This window comes from Psychrobacter sp. ANT_H3 (assembly GCF_027919975.1).
GTDB lineage: Bacteria > Pseudomonadota > Gammaproteobacteria > Pseudomonadales > Moraxellaceae > Psychrobacter > Psychrobacter maritimus.
In genome coordinates, this window is record NZ_JAQISM010000020.1 from 1 (window position 1) to 1,826 (window position 1,826).

The 1,826-nt window shown below is 37.2% G+C and carries 1 protein-coding gene and 3 pseudogenes; 1 reads left to right on the forward strand and 3 read right to left on the reverse strand.

Going from position 1 to position 1,826, the window contains the following annotated elements:
* Positions 1-190, forward strand: a pseudogene (locus tag PG901_RS10710) (DMT family transporter); the annotation flags it as partial.
* Between the two features lie 142 nt (positions 191-332).
* Here the strand turns inward: PG901_RS10710 and PG901_RS10715 are convergent.
* The 3 genes and pseudogenes from PG901_RS10715 to PG901_RS13710 all read right to left on the reverse strand — a co-directional run.
* Positions 333-734, reverse strand: a pseudogene (locus tag PG901_RS10715) (integrase core domain-containing protein); the annotation flags it as partial.
* A gap of 71 nt (positions 735-805) precedes the next feature.
* Entirely contained in the window at positions 806-1,078 is a 273-nt protein-coding gene (locus PG901_RS10720; RefSeq protein ID WP_201563805.1) for a transposase, read from the reverse strand.
* A 573-nt stretch (positions 1,079-1,651) separates the two neighbouring features.
* Positions 1,652-1,826: pseudogene (locus PG901_RS13710) on the reverse strand (PPC domain-containing protein); the annotation flags it as partial.

The window sequence follows — 1,826 nt, forward strand, 5'->3', positions numbered from 1 at the left end:
TCGACACATTGAAGCGTACAAAGTCTCTAGTGCGGAATACTCAGGTTTAATAGGGGCGGTGGTGGTCGGAATCATATGGTTTAACGAAGTGCCAAATATGACTTTGTTAATAGGCTCTGCGCTGATTATCCTACCTTTGATATGGCTTGCTACTCTTGAATCTCTGAGGTTTAGACAAAAGATTGGATAGGATAATTGTATGTCTTAAAGCTAAAAGCTTTCTTTAAAAATCCCCTAGACTGGTGTTTGAGCGTGAGTATTTTAATTGAATGGACTGAGCTTATAGCCAGTCTAAAGCGTTTTTATCAGCGTTGCTAGAGAACGCAGGGTAATCATCCCCACAATAAAACACTTACCAAATAGAATAACGCTTCCTTATTTAGCTTCTGTATCGGCGTAAAGCCGCCATTGCCCATGTTTGGGCGTTCATTATTGTAATGGTATAACCAATTTACTGCTTGTTCGCGTATTTGCTCTAGGTTATCAAACAGTTCTTGATTTAATCAATCATAGCGCATCGTTCTGTTAAAACGCTCCACATAAGCATTTTGCTGTAGATTGCGAGATTCAATCTAAATTAAGATGATGACTTGATCGAAAGCCCAGTTTCTGAGCGCACTACTAAGATATTCAGGGCCATTGTCACATCTTATTTGCACGGGCTTACCCTCATATTCAATAAGCTGGTTTAAGCTACGTATGACTTTTTGGATTAGTAGTGAGAAATAAATCTTAAAGACGGCGTTCTGTAATGGCATAATAAAACTGGACAGCGTATAAGAGATACTATCCTAAAAAAGCCAAATCAAGTGCTAATTAGATCAACTCTTGCTTGGTAAGGCTGCTGATGTTTAACCACGCCGAAACAAATATGCACAAGCTTACGCATAACTGCGCAGAAAGCCTGCATTTTACACTTACCGTTAGCAAGCAGTCGCTTATACTGCGTCTTAATGTCAGGATTATGCTTAATGGCGACTAGCGCCGGCATATACAGTTTTGCTCTGATATCACTTGAGCCATTCTTTGCTAAGCGAGACTTGCCCTTAAATAGCCCTGATTCAGTATAACTGTAAATGTTGGCTTTGAAGAATTTGGTTCAGTAACTTTGAGACTTGATTGGCAGGCAGTTAGTAGAAGTGCAAATAAAAGATAGCCAACTGATTTAATAAGCCTAAAGAAATTATTCCGGAATATGTGGGGTTAAAAAACGCACTAAGACAGTGATTATTAAGAGTATTACAAGAAGGTATTGGTATTTTATAAATCGTTCTGGGCTAAATAAACACAGCACAGATACTATAAAAATTCCTATAAGTTCAATCAAATTAGATAAACTTTGAGAGCCAAATCCTAGCCCAGTTAATACGACCCACAAAAATGATGGTAAGAATACTAGGCTAAATTTTTTCAATGGTTTGTCCATAGGTTAGGCTTAATAATATAGGTAATAGAAAAACATCCAAGTTGACTGACTTTTACAAAGTGTAAGATTGTAAAGAATGCGATGTTTGGTTAAAGATTTTTTTAACTAAAAAGAGACTTAATTTAAAAAATATTGAGAGCATCCTACATTTTGTGTAATTATTGATGAAAGCCACATGGCTGTTACACAGAATATAGGATGCTCTCCATTATTAAGCTTATATACCTATAGAATAGATACTTCTAGCCAATATGGGGGTGTTTTTCCTTTAGAAGCTTGAGAACGTGGCTGAAGAATACGTAATTCATATTTACCTGAATATGGAAGCGTGTAATAACCTTGGTCATCCAGCTCAGGGGCGTACTCTCCTACGTTAACAGAGTCTGCTAAATTCTTATGG